Here is a 12350-nt window from a genome sequence, read left to right as displayed (position 1 = left end):
GGGTATAATCGCCGGTTCCCTAAATCGAATCTTCGATGGTTGGGTTGTTCGCTGCTTTCACGTTTTCATCGGGAGTGGGAATGTCCAATCTGAGCACTGCATTGCAGCTCAAGGCCATTTCGAGCCAGCTGCCGGTCACGGCTTACTTCGACGAAGCGCTCCTCGCGCGAGAAATCGAAACCCTGTTCAAGAAAGGTCCTCGCTACGTCGGGCATGAATTGATGGTGCCCGAGGCGGGGAATTATTTCGCTCTGCCCAGCGAGAACGAAGGGCGCGTGCTCGTGCGCAACCAACGTTCGCAGGTGGAGTTGCTGTCGAACGTCTGCCGCCATCGCCAGGCGATCATGCTGAACGGCCGCGGCCAGGCGGAAAACATCGTCTGTCCGCTGCACCGCTGGACCTACGATCTCGACGGCGAGTTGCTCGGCGCACCGCACTTCGCCGATAACCCATGCCTGAACCTCGGCGCCACGCCGCTGCAAAATTGGCACGGCCTGCTGTTCGAGGCACAGGGCCGCGACGTCGCCAAGGATCTCGCCAAGCTCGGCACGCAGCGCCACTTCGATTTCTCGAGCTATATGTTCGATCACGTCGAAGTGCACGAGTGCAACTACAACTGGAAGTCGTTCATCGAGGTCTACCTCGAGGACTACCACGTCGTGCCGTTCCATCCGGGCCTCGGCAGCTTCGTCAATTGCGACGACCTGACGTGGGAATTCGGCGAGTGGTACAGCGTCCAGACGGTTGGCGTGCACAATGGCTTGGCCAAGGCGGGCAGCCCGATCTACCGCAAGTGGCACGACGAAGTGCTGCGCATGCGCGGCGGCGAGCCGCCCGAGTACGGCGCCATCTGGATGGTCTACTATCCGGGGCTCATGATCGAGTGGTATCCGCACGTGCTCGTCGTCTCGTGGCTGATTCCGCGCGGCCCGCGGAAAACCACGAACATCGTCGAGTTCTATTACCCCGAGGAAATCGCGCTATTCGAGCGGGAATTCGTCGAAGCCGAACGTGCTGCATACATGGAAACCGCGCGGGAGGACGACGAGATCGCCGAGCGTATGGACGCCGGCCGCCTGGCCCTGCTCGAACGCGGCGAATCGCAGGTCGGGCCGTACCAGAGCCCGATGGAAGACGGGATGCAGCATTTCCACGAGTTCCTGCGGCGCGAGCTCGGCGAGATCTGACACACCTGACCTCACTCGCGGTCGGCTACGCGCCGCCGATTTCCAGACGAAGAAGAAGACGGGCAAGAGGGCGAACGTGCCTCTTGCCCGTCTTTTTGTTTAGACTGCAATCATCGCTGTCCACGCGCGAGCGCTGGCTCGCCAACGAGGAGTCCATCATGCCGCACACGCATTACACCACGCTGATCTCGGCTGAGAATCTTGCCGAACGCTTGTCCAACGCGCCGGGCAGCGTGCTCGTCTTCGATTGCAGTTTCGACCTTGCCAATCCCGATGCGGGAGAGAAGGCCTATGCCGCGGGCCATATTCCCGGCGCTCGCTATCTGCACCTCGATCGTGACTTATCGGGTGCGAAAACGGGCAAGAACGGCCGCCACCCGCTGCCCGAGCGCAACGCGCTCGTTGCGACGCTTGCAAAGCATGGCCTGAAGCAAGGCCAGCAGGTCGTGGCCTATGACGCGCAGGGGAGCGCTTATGCCGCTCGGCTTTGGTGGCTGCTCCGCTGGCTCGGGCACGATTCGGTGGCCGTGCTCGACGGGGGGGTGCAAGCATGGCAGGCCGCGGGGCAAAAGCTCGAGACGGCCGCGCCCCCCGCCGCTGCGCAAGGCGACTTCAAGGCCGCGGCTCCGCTGGCCGTGACCGTGGACGCTCAGCATGTGCTGGCCAATACGAAGACGGGCGAGCATGTCGTGCTCGATGCACGGGCCGCCGATCGCTATCGCGGCGAAAACGAAACGATCGACCCGGTGGCCGGCCACATCCCCGGCGCGCTGAATCGCTTCTTCAAGGACAACCTCACGGCCGACGGGCGCTTCAAGTCCGCGCATACGCTGCGGGACGAGTTCAGTGCGCTCATCGGGCAAAAGCAGCCCGAGCATGTCGTGCTGCAATGCGGCTCTGGCGTGACCGCCTGCCATAACGCGTTGGCGATGGAGGTGGCGGGTTTGCATGGCGCGGCGCTCTATGCTGGCTCGTGGAGCGAGTGGTGCGCCGATCCGTCTCGGCCGGTCGCGACTGGGCCGAATCCGTAAGGCATTGATTAGGTAGTCGCGGCATGCGCTGGGAAGCTAGAAGACAGGAAGCCAAGCAGGGAAATGAATAAGAAAATCGATGTTGGTGTTGTCGTTGTGCTCTCGGCCTTGCTGTTGGGATCGAATGTCGCGTTTGCCAAACGATCGCATGCCTTGCGGGCGATCGAGTCAGGCTTGTCTTCGACGTTTCAGCCGGGCCCGATCGAAGTGCCCGCGACAGGCACCATTGAAGTCGCCTTCTCGCCGAACGAAGGATCGGAGAAGTTGGTGGTGAAGGCTATCGACTCGGCCGCCTCTTCGATCCGAATGTTGAGCTACAGCTTTACCAGTGCACCGGTCGTAGCGGCGCTGCTGCGTGCGGAAAAGCGCGGCGTCGATGTCGCGCTCGTTGCGGACTATAAGGAGAACGTGAGCCAGGACCGCTCCGGCAAGGCGCGCGCGGCACTGAGCGCGCTCGTCAATGCGGGCGCCCACGTTCGCACCATCAGCGTTTATCCGATTCACCACGACAAGTCGATTGTCGTGGATGGCTCGACGGTGGAGACGGGTTCCTTCAATTTCAGCGCTGCCGCCGCCCACAAGAACAGCGAGAACGTGCTGGTCATGTGGAACAACCCGAAGCTCGCAGCGGCTTACCTCGATCATTGGAACCGGAATTGGAAGCAGGGCGAGGATTTTCGTCCGGCGTATTGAGGGCGGGGAACTGAGTTCCGCGCCGCTGTCCCCCGATTCCAGCATCGCGTTTTTGAGCCCTTGCACCGTGGCCAAACTTCTCCCGGTATGCGGCCGGACTCGTGAGCGCGATACGCCGGAAGTGCCTGCGCATCGACTCCTCCGAGCCGAACCCTGCCAATTCAGCGATGCGGCCAATCGGCAATGGCGCTTGCGCTTCGAGCATCTCACGAGCCACCGCCACGCGTTCACGCACGAGCCATGCGTACGGCGCCATGCCGGTAGCGTCACGAAATTGCCGTTGCAACGTGCGCGGACTCATCGAAGCCTGTTCTGCGAGCGAACGCAGCGTGTGCGGCAAAGCGGGATGCTGGCGCACCCAGTCCATCAACTTCGCCAGACGCCCGCTTTCCTCCCGCGGCACGGGACGTGGAACGAATTGCGCCTGACCGCCTTCGCGATGCGGCTGTACGACGAGCCGCTGCGCGACGCGATTCGCCACTGTACCGCCGAAATCCCGACGCACCAGATGCAGCAGCATATCGAGTCCAGCCGCCGACCCCGCCGCCGTAATGATTTGATCTTCGTCTATATAGAGCGCATCCGATTGCACACGTAATTGCGGATAGCGACGCTGCAATTCTTCCGCATAGCGCCAATGCGTCGTGACCGTTTTGCCATCGAGCACACCGGCGGCGGCCAGCACGAACACGCCGGAACAGATCGAGCAAAGACGAGCGCCACGCCGGTGCGCGGCGCGCAACTTCCGAAGCAACGGTTCGGGCGGAATCTCGTCGGCATCACGCCAACCCGGCACGACGATCGTACTCGCCCGATCCAGCAACTTGAGCGTATAGGGCGCCGTCACGGAGATGCCGCCCGCCGCGCGTAACGGCCCACGGTCGACCGCGCACACCGCGAACCGATACCAATCGACGCCCAGTTCCGGACGATCGAGTGCAAAGACTTCGGCAACGCAGCCGAATTCGAAAGTACAGAGCCGGTCGTAAGCCAGCGCAACGACAAGATGTTCGTTCATGTGTTCGTTCATGGCGAGATATTACCGAACATTGGCAATTACGCCACTCGTGCCGCAGCGTGGTTCGGCTCCAGAATCGAGGTTCGTTGGACACACCTAACACAGGAAAAGGACCATGCAAACCATCGAAGCGATCAATGCCGTCACTAGCGTTCCTGCCGCGGACAGCGTCACCGCGCGCGTGCATTTCAGCGCGGCGCTGCAATTCGAAACCGACTGCTGGGATGTTTCCGATGCCTTGGCTAGCGGCACGCCGGGATTCGTATTGCTGGATGTTCGCGGTCCGGCGTTGTTCGCGCGCGGCCACGTACCGGGCGCGGTAAATCTCCCGCATGGCAAGATCGTTGCGTCGAAGCTGGCGCAGTATCCGTCGGATACCTTGTTCGTCACGTACTGCGCAGGGCCGCATTGCAACGGGGCGACCCGTGGTGCATTGCGGCTCGCGGAACTTGGGCGGCCGGTCAAGGTGATGATCGGTGGAGTCACCGGATGGCTCGACGAGGGTTTCGAGCTTGCGTCACACGAGGGCTGCACCCAAGGGGGCGACAATGCTTGAGTTGCGTCCCGGTTTGGCAGGAAGCTCGGTTGCGAAGAATTCCATGACACCGGTTAGCTAGACACGCAATCGAGTCGAGCGCGTGGTGGCCGGACGTCCGAGACTGGCCCTTGCCGTCTGCAGACGGTCGGCGAAACACCAGGGCGCGCAGTAGTCGGTTGTCGGACCTTATCGGGCTCGAGACGCCGTTCGGTCAACAGCGGTCGATCGATAACGCATTCTTCAGGCAGGCGTCCGAGCCCTTATCGGGCCAGGTAGAAATCCATGGGGATAAGCTCGACGGCCCATCCAACTTCTTCACCCAGCGTGGCGGCCGGGTGCATGGACGCGATGCGCAACGCCTCTTCACGGCTATCCGCTTCGATGATGAACAGGCCCCCTACGACTTCCTTCGACTCGGTGTAAGGCCCATCGGTGACGTGCGTCTTGCCATTGCGCGGGCGAATCGTCTTCCAGTTGTCCAGATCGCCAAGCGACGCGGAAACCAGAACCTTGCCGGTAGCGCGCATCCTCTCGTCCAATGCAGGGCATTGGCTCACCAATTCCTTGACATCGTCTGATGCCATCGCGGCGAATTTCTCAGGGTTGAAGTAGGCCAGGCCGAGGTATTTCATGGGACGTCCTTTGAGTGGTTGATGTACTGACGACGAAGATGATGGTCGAAAATCGACAACTCGCTCGAAGAGTTTTCGATGGGTCTCGCGAGCCTGTCCGCTTTCGCGCCTTCGCACGCCAAGAAAGATCGGCATCGGCACAGGTCCCAACGCGAGCCGGCAGTTGAATTTCGCCGCTGTGTCTGCACAAGCCTACAGCCCAGACTCGTTTATCGACGCTGGTAGACAACGCCCTGAATCAAGACCTGATCTGGCTCCGGCTCCTCGTCAAAACGTTTATGCGCCTCGGCAATGGCGAGTTGGTTGTTGTTCGCCCAGTTAACCAGAGCCATGACCGGCTCCAACAGCGTTCTTCCCATGTCAGTGAGTTCGTAATCAACGCGCGGAGGAATGGTCGGAAACATCGTTCGCGTTATCAGTCCATCGCGCTCCAGCCCGCGCAAGGTCAGCGTCAGCATCCGCTGGGAAATGCCGTCGATGCTGCGCTTCAACTCGTTGAAACGCCGTGGGCCGTTAGCCAGCATGGCGACGATGTAGAGGCTCCACTTGTCGCCTATGCGATCCAATATTTGGCGGGTTGCCACACAGCCACCGGCATCCGGTGCAGGCATATCGGCAGGTAGCTCGATGTGGCTAAGTGACATGCGTGTGCCTTCTTGTGGGGACAGGGCAGGATCCATAGGATCCTACGTATGAATTGGTAAGTCAGATTATATAGCAGACTTAGTTCTTATTTTATACCTAGGAGCGGTCATGAGCCACACCCTGCTTGTCACTTCCAGTCCGCGCGGGACTGACAGTCTCTCCACCCGCTTTGCCACCGAAATCGCCGACGGCATCCAGGCCCGCTCGGGCGGCCCGCTGACCGTGCGCGACCTCGCCGCGAATCCGCCGCCGCACATCACGCCGGCCTACATCCAAGGCCGGATCACGCCGCCCGAAGATCGCACACCGGAACAGGGCGAGGCGGTGAAGGTCGCGCAAGAGTTAGTCGATGAGTTGAAGGTCGCCGATGTGATCGTGCTCGGTTCGGGCATGATCAACTTCGGTCTGCCCTCGCAGCTCAAGGCGTGGTTCGATCACGTCACCTGGCCGGGCGTCACTTTCAGCTATGGCGACGCTGGGCCGAAAGGGCTGCTGGCCGGCAAGAAGGTCTATGTCGTTACCGCTACCGGCGGCGTGTTTTCGGAAGGTGCTTGGGCACCGTTCGACTTTCAGACCAACTATTTGCTGCACCTGCTCGGTTTCATCGGCCTGACCGACGTTGAAGTGGTGCGTGTCGAAGGCACGGTTTTCGGCCCCGATGCGACGAAGGCCGCAATCGCCAACACCGAAACGGCCATCAAAGCCTTGTTGGCGAAGGCTGCGTGACCTCATGGCCGGAAAAAAAACCATCGCGCTGTTCGGTGCGACCGGACCGACAGGACGGCACATCATCGAAGAAGCCTTGAAGCAGGGCTACAACCTGTCGGTCTATACGCGGGACGCGAAGAAACTCGCGTCGTTCGCGGGAAGGGTCGAAATCGTTGTCGGCGACCTGCAAGACCAGCGTGCCATTGCGAAGTGCGTCCAAGGTGCCGATGCGGTCATTAGCGCCCTTGGTCCCAACAGTCTCAAGGTGCAGGGCGATAAGCCGATCATGCACGGCTTGACCCACATCATCGCCGCGATGAAGCACGCAAGCGTGCACCGTCTTATCCAGATTTCTACGGCTGCCTATCGCGATCCCAAGGATGGCTTTGCCTTCAAAACCCATGCGTTCGCGCTGTTGTTCAAGGTTGTCGCGCGCAAGGGATATGAGGACATCAAGGCGACTGGCGAATTGATCGCCCATTCGGACTTGGACTGGACACTGGTGCGCATCCCGAACTTAAACAATGGTCCTCCCGATGGCGATGTGGATGTCGGTTGGTATGGAAAGGCCCAACTCAGCACGAAGCTCTCCAGAGGCAATCTTGCCAAGTTCCTGGTTGACCAGGTGACCGACAGGAGGTTCGTGCGTGCCGCGCCAGGCATCGCCAACCATTGATCCAGGAATATCTCGACAATCTCTCCGCAGTGCGGAGAGAATTGCTTCGTCAGGAAACACCTCGGCCGCGCGCATGCAGTGACGCAATTGCTGCTCACTCCAAGGCGTCCGTGGCCGCTAACTGGCTAGTCTAGGTATCCCAATTGCACCAGCATGATCGCTCACCGCCTCCACCCACCCGGCGTATCCTTCAAAAACCGCACGCTGGCAAAAGACCCACTGACGATCGACGACTGCGATCCAAAAGCGCCATTCTTGAACCTATCGCCAGGGACGCTGAGGTTAAATATCTCGACAGCCGACCCAGCGGGCAGCGTGCACTGCCAAGGCCCTAATGCCGTAACGGAAAGCGTGTTCCCAACAAGCGCCGACGCGCTTCCGTAATGCAGCGCGACACCGGCCGCCGAATGTTGCGTATCCAATGTGCGGATCGTCACGACATCCTCCGCCAACCGCTGCAGCAAGCGCCGCGGCAACCGGCTCGTAGTCGATGTCTCCCCGTCCAGCACATGAAGGCATTCGGGCTGCCCCGCAACCCTCAACCATTTGACGACCACCTTCGTTCCCTTCAACACCCATCGCGACCATCCTGGGCCAAGCGGTGTCAGCGTGATCGTGCGCTCGGGATGAAGCGCAGTGCTCGTGCAATAGCCGAGCGCGTTGTTGCCCGCTTTACCGTCGGGTAGCGAGACCATATGGGTCGCGAGAGAAGGATGGCTCATGGTATCGGCAAATGAATCGCACGCCCGCCACTCGGCAGGCGCTCGATGATTGACGGAAACCGGTGAACCTATCTGGACAATGCTGGACAATTACGCGGTCATGCGCGAATTCAGACCAAAAGAAGATGCCGCCAGGCGTACGGCGCCCTCGATAGCGCCGTCCGCCCGATGCGCAGCGACGAACGCTGGCAGCTAATGCAACTTCACCCGCGGCAGCGTCGTCCGCCGCAGCCAATGCGCGACCGTATCGAGCATCATCCGCGGATAGCCATGCAGCGCCGCGACATGCAGCCGATACAGCGACATATACATAAAACGGGCAAACAAACCTTCGATGAGCATGCTCCCGCCGATGACGCCGCCCATCAAGTTGCCCACGGCGCTGAAATGCCCGAGCGAGACGAGCGAGCCGAAATCGCGATAAGTGAACTCGGGCAGCGGCTTGCTGTCGAGCCGGCGTGCCAGCGCCTTCAACAGAAAACTCGCTTGCTGGTGCGCGGCCTGAGCGCGCGGCGGAACGCCGCGTTCGTTGCCGGGCCACGGGCACGCCGCGCAGTCGCCCAATGCGAAGATGTCATCGTCCACGTCGGTTTGCAGCGTTCGGCGCACGCACAACTGTCCCATGCGGTTGACGGTAAGCCCGTCGAGCTGGCTCAGCACGGGCGGCGCCTTGATGCCGGCTGCCCATACCGTCAGATCGGCGCGCACGACCTTGCCGCTCGCCGTGCGCACGATGCCGGGCGCGACTTCAGCCACCGTCTCGCCGATCATCAGCTTCACGCCGAGCTTGCGCAGCAGTTCGGCGGTCGCGCTCGAAACGCGCTCGGGCAATGCCGGCAAGATGCGCGGCCCCGCTTCGATCAACACGATGCCGACATCATGGCGCGGGTCGAGCTTGTGCAAGCCATAAGCCGACAGCACCTGCGCCGTATTGCGCAGTTCAGCGGAGAGCTCCACGCCCGTCGCACCGCCGCCGACGATCGCCACTTGAATGCGCGGCTCCGTTTCGGCTGCCGTGCCCGGCCCCGACTCCACCGCGGCATGCGGCTGATGCTCGGCTCGCATGCAGGCCGCGATGAGCCGCTTGCGGAAGCGATCGGCCTGCGCAACGGTATCGAGCGCGAGGGAATGCTCGGCCGCACCGGCCACCCCGAAGAAATGCGTCGTGCTGCCGATCGCAATGACGAGCGTGTCGTATTCGAGCTCGCGCCGCGGCAAGATCTCGGCACCGTCCGAGTCCGCAACGGGCGCGACCGTGATGCGCTTGGCCGCTCGATCGAGCCCTTCCAGGGCGCCCTGCTGAAACTCGAAGCCGTGCCAGCGCGCCTGTGCCGGGTACTCGAGCTCCTGCGTGAACGGATCGAGACTGCCGGCCGCCACCTCGTGCAGCAGAGGTTTCCAGATATGCGTCGGATAGCGGTCGACGAGCGTGACCTGCGCGCGCGGCTCGCCGCCGTTCTTGCGCGCGCCGTAGCGATCGCCGAGCCGGGTGGCCAATTCCAGCCCGCCTGCCCCTCCTCCCACCACGATGAAACGATGCATGCCGATACTCCCTATGCCGTTGAAGATTCGGTTCGGTCGCGCGCTCGTGATGGCGGCGCGAGCGCAAGCTCAGCCATGGTCCGCGAAGGAACGCGCTCGCGCAAGGCAACCGGGGCTCGCCGCAACGCAAAAGCGAAGCATCGAAGCGATCGGCGCCCGCGTGAGCGGTAGATCAGCACATCAGTGCGCCTCCTCCCAATTCGCACCGACACCCACTTCCGCCACGAGCGGCACCTTCAATGCCGCGACGCCGCACATCAACTGCGGCAGTTTTTCGCGCACGACGGAGAGTTCGTCGTCGGGCACTTCGAGCACGAGTTCGTCGTGGACTTGCATGATCATGCGGCTCTTGGCTCGTTCCTTTTCGAGCCATGCCTGGACTGCGATCATCGACATCTTGATGAGATCGGCGGCCGTGCCCTGCATCGGCGCGTTGATCGCCGCACGCTCTGCCGCCTGCCGGCGCGGGCCGTTGCCGCCGTTGATCTCGGGCAACCACAGCCGGCGCCCGAAGACCGTTTCGACGTAACCTTTGATCTTCGCGCTCGCGCGCGTGTCGTTCATGTAGTCGGCCACACCCGGATAACGGGCGAAATAGCGGTCGATGTAGAGCTTCGCCGCATCGCGCGTGATGCCGAGGTTCGAGGCCAGGCCGAACGAGCTCATTCCGTAGATCAAGCCGAAGTTGATGACCTTGGCGATACGGCGCTGATCGCTCGAGACTTCGAGCGGCGTCACCCCGAATACTTCGGACGCCGTCGCGCGGTGAATGTCTTCACCCTGGGCGAACGCGCGCAAGAGCGATTCGTCTCCCGAGATGTGCGCCATGATCCGCAGCTCGATCTGCGAATAATCGGCCGAGATGATCTTGCTGCCCTCGGGCGCGATGAACGCCTCGCGGATCCGGCGCCCTTCCGCCGTGCGCACAGGGATGTTCTGCAAGTTCGGATCGTTCGAGGCCAACCGGCCCGTGACCGCGACGGCCTGCGCATAGTTCGTATGCACGCGGCCCGTTTCCGGATTGACCATGCGCGGGAGCTTGTCCGTATAGGTCGACTTCAGCTTCGACAAGCCGCGATGCTCGAGCAACAGCTTCGGCAGCGGATAATCCTCGGCAAGCTTTTGCAGCACTTCTTCGTCGGTAGAAGGCGCGCCGCTCGGCGTTTTCTTGACGACGGGCAACTGCAGGCGCTCGAAGAAGATCTGCCCGATCTGCTTCGGCGAGCCAAGATTGAATTCGCCGCCCGCGAGCGTATAGGCTTCGGCCTCCAATTCGATGAGCCGCGCGGCGATCTCGCTGCTTTGCCGGCGCAGCCGCTCGCTGTCGATCAACACGCCGTTGCGCTCCATCTTGCGCAGCACGCGCGCCGTCGGCAATTCGATGTCGCGATAGATGCGCAGCAAGCCCGCCTCCGCTTCGATCTGCGGAAACAACGCGTGATGCAACTGTAGCGTGATGTCCGCATCCTCGGCCGCATACTCCGCCGCTTTGTCGAGCGGCACTTCGTCGAATCCGATCTGCTGCGCGCCCTTGCCCGCCACCTCTTCGTATTTGATCGTCTTGACGCCGAGATGGCGCGACGCCAGGCTGTCCATGTCGTGCGGGCGATGCGACTCGAGCACGTACGACTGGAGCAGCGTGTCGTGCTCGACGCCGTTCAACTCGATGCCGTGATTGGCGAGCACCTGCTCGTCGTACTTCAGGTGCTGCCCCACCTTCTTCTTGTCTTCGCTTTCGAGCCAGGGCTTGAGCTTGGCCAACACTTCGTCGCGCGGCAATTGCGCGGGCGCGTCCGGCCCGCGATGCGCAACCGGCACGTAGGCCGCGCAGCCGGCCCCGATCGACAGCGAGAAGCCGACGATCTTCGCCTGCATCGGATCGAGCGAAGTCGTTTCCGTATCGAACGACGTCAACGGAGCGGCGTCGATCTTCGCGAGCCAAGCATCGAAATGCTCCCACGTCTGGACGGTCTCGTAGCAGCGCTCCGGAGCGATCGTGGGCGCGGGCTCGACCGCGAGCACGCCCGACGGCTCGGTCACGCCCGCTTCGGCTTGCGCCTCCTGTGCGCCTTCGATCAGCGCCTCGACCTCGCGCAGCCACGTCTTGAAACCGTGCCGCATGAAGAGATCGCGCAACTCGAGCGGCGATTCGGGCCGCGCCGGCAACGTTTCGTCGATCGACGCGACATGCTCGGTCAAATCGCATGCTCGCTCGACCGTCACGAGCTTCTTCGCCATCGGCAGGAAATCGAGCGCACGGCGCAGATTCTCGCCGACGACACCTTTGATCTCGGCCGCATGCTCGACGACGCCGTCGAGCGTTTCGTATTGCGCGAGCCACTTGACCGCCGTTTTCGGCCCGCACTTTTCGACGCCGGGCACGTTGTCGACGGTGTCGCCGATCAGCGACAGGTAATCGACGATGCGCTCGGGCGGCACCCCGAACTTCGCGATGACGCCTTCACGATCGAGCGTTTCGTTCGTCATCGTATTGACGAGCGTGACGTGATCGCTGACGAGCTGAGCCAAATCCTTGTCGCCCGTGGAAACGACGACGTTCATCCCTTCGCGTTCGGCGGCGGCGGCAAGCGTACCGATGACGTCGTCGGCCTCGACGCCGTCGACCATCAAGAGCGGCCAGCCCAGCGCGCGCACGGCGAAATGGATCGGCTCGATCTGCTTGGCGAGGTCGTCGGGCATCGACGGGCGATGGGCCTTGTACTCGGGGTACCAATCGTCGCGGAACGTCTTGCCCTTGGCGTCGAAGACGCACGCGCTATACTCTGCCGTGACATCCTTGCGCATGCGCCGCAACATGTTGATGAATCCGTAGATGGCACCCGTCGGCTCGCCGTCGGGGCCGCGCAAGTCAGGCATGGCATGGTAGGCCCGATACAGATAGCTTGATCCGTCGACCAAAACGAGGGTCTTACCTTTCAGGTTCCGTTCCGCAGGCAT

The 12350-nt window shown here is 62.1% G+C and carries 11 protein-coding genes and 1 pseudogene; 6 read left to right on the top strand and 6 right to left on the bottom strand.

The annotated features are described in order from the left end of the window. Positions 1-80 precede the first annotated feature (80 nt). The 3 genes from ACTHNZ_RS08820 to ACTHNZ_RS08810 all read left to right on the top strand — a co-directional run bounded on the left by ACTHNZ_RS08820 (position 81) and on the right by ACTHNZ_RS08810 (position 2911). On the top strand, positions 81-1187 hold the full coding sequence (locus tag ACTHNZ_RS08820; RefSeq protein WP_440542118.1) for an aromatic ring-hydroxylating oxygenase subunit alpha: 1107 nt from the start codon (positions 81-83) through the stop codon (positions 1185-1187). Positions 1188-1345: 158 nt separating this feature from the next. Further along, positions 1346-2218, top strand: a complete 873-nt coding sequence (locus tag ACTHNZ_RS08815; protein ID WP_440542117.1) for a sulfurtransferase — start codon at positions 1346-1348, stop codon at positions 2216-2218. Between the two features lie 63 nt (positions 2219-2281). Beyond that, positions 2282-2911: a phospholipase D family protein gene (locus ACTHNZ_RS08810; RefSeq protein WP_440542116.1), complete on the top strand. Its 630-nt coding sequence runs from the start codon at positions 2282-2284 to the stop codon at positions 2909-2911. A 70-nt stretch (positions 2912-2981) separates the two neighbouring features. Here ACTHNZ_RS08810 and ftrA read toward each other — a convergent pair. Further along, positions 2982-3929, bottom strand: a pseudogene (ftrA, locus tag ACTHNZ_RS08805) (transcriptional regulator FtrA); the annotation flags it as partial. Positions 3930-4044: 115 nt separating this feature from the next. Here ftrA and ACTHNZ_RS08800 point away from each other — a divergent pair. Then, entirely contained in the window at positions 4045-4485 is a 441-nt protein-coding gene (locus tag ACTHNZ_RS08800; RefSeq protein ID WP_440542115.1) for a rhodanese-like domain-containing protein, read from the top strand. 242 nt (positions 4486-4727) lie between these two features. Here the strand turns inward: ACTHNZ_RS08800 and ACTHNZ_RS08795 are convergent, their stop codons facing one another. Beyond that, on the bottom strand, positions 4728-5099 hold the full coding sequence (locus ACTHNZ_RS08795; protein WP_440542114.1) for a YciI family protein: 372 nt from the start codon (positions 5097-5099) through the stop codon (positions 4728-4730). Between the two features lie 209 nt (positions 5100-5308). Continuing rightward, a complete protein-coding gene (locus ACTHNZ_RS08790) occupies positions 5309-5743 on the bottom strand; it encodes a winged helix-turn-helix transcriptional regulator (RefSeq protein WP_440542126.1) in 435 nt (144 codons plus the stop codon). Between the two features lie 109 nt (positions 5744-5852). Between ACTHNZ_RS08790 and ACTHNZ_RS08785 the strand changes: the two genes are divergently transcribed. Beyond that, complete coding sequence (locus ACTHNZ_RS08785; RefSeq protein ID WP_440542113.1) at positions 5853-6470, top strand: FMN-dependent NADH-azoreductase; 618 nt, start codon at positions 5853-5855, stop codon at positions 6468-6470. Between the two features lie 4 nt (positions 6471-6474). Further along, positions 6475-7128, top strand: a complete 654-nt coding sequence (locus ACTHNZ_RS08780) for an NAD(P)-dependent oxidoreductase (RefSeq protein ID WP_440542112.1) — start codon at positions 6475-6477, stop codon at positions 7126-7128. A 161-nt stretch (positions 7129-7289) separates the two neighbouring features. Here the strand turns inward: ACTHNZ_RS08780 and ACTHNZ_RS08775 are convergent, their stop codons facing one another. The 3 genes from ACTHNZ_RS08775 to polA form a co-directional block, all read right to left on the bottom strand. Further along, positions 7290-7850, bottom strand: coding sequence for a hypothetical protein (locus tag ACTHNZ_RS08775; RefSeq protein WP_440542111.1), 561 nt, complete (start codon positions 7848-7850; stop codon positions 7290-7292). A 192-nt stretch (positions 7851-8042) separates the two neighbouring features. Next, positions 8043-9392, bottom strand: coding sequence for an NAD(P)/FAD-dependent oxidoreductase (locus ACTHNZ_RS08770; protein WP_440542110.1), 1350 nt, complete (start codon positions 9390-9392; stop codon positions 8043-8045). A gap of 180 nt (positions 9393-9572) precedes the next feature. After that, a complete protein-coding gene (gene polA, locus ACTHNZ_RS08765; RefSeq protein WP_440542125.1) occupies positions 9573-12350 on the bottom strand; it encodes a DNA polymerase I in 2778 nt (925 codons plus the stop codon).

Source organism: Trinickia sp. (assembly GCF_051953955.1).
In the GTDB taxonomy this organism is placed as follows: Bacteria; Pseudomonadota; Gammaproteobacteria; order Burkholderiales; family Burkholderiaceae; genus Trinickia.
Note: the sequence above shows the minus strand (reverse complement) of the source record. Positions and strands in the feature narration are given on the sequence as shown.